This is a genomic window from Streptomyces sp. P9(2023) (assembly GCF_032436795.1).
In the GTDB taxonomy this organism is placed as follows: Bacteria; Actinomycetota; Actinomycetes; order Streptomycetales; family Streptomycetaceae; genus Streptomyces.
In genome coordinates, this window is the sequence record NZ_JAUPWM010000618.1 from 1 (window position 1) to 259 (window position 259).

Genomic DNA, 259 nt, shown 5'->3' on the forward strand with positions numbered 1-259 from the left:
GCCGGCATCGAGGGCTTCCACCCGCACCTACTGAGACACACGGCCGCGCACCGCTGGCTCGCCAAGGGCGGGTCCGAGGGCGGTCTCATGGCCGTGGCCGGATGGACGCGACCAGACATGTTGCAGCGCTACACCAAAGCTAGAGCCTCCGATCGCGCGATGGCCGAGGCGCAGACGTTGAACTTGGGAGAGATATGACCGACGAGTCCACCATCGATGAGCAGCTCGACTACCTAGCCGCCCAGCCCAGGCTCAAAGG

The 259-nt window shown here is 65.6% G+C and carries 1 protein-coding gene; it reads left to right on the forward strand.

Annotated elements, in window-relative coordinates:
* A partial coding sequence (locus tag Q5762_RS38910) for a tyrosine-type recombinase/integrase (RefSeq protein ID WP_315897039.1) occupies window positions 1-198 on the forward strand: 198 nt, incomplete at its 5' end.
* Between the last annotated feature and the right edge of the window lie 61 nt (window positions 199-259).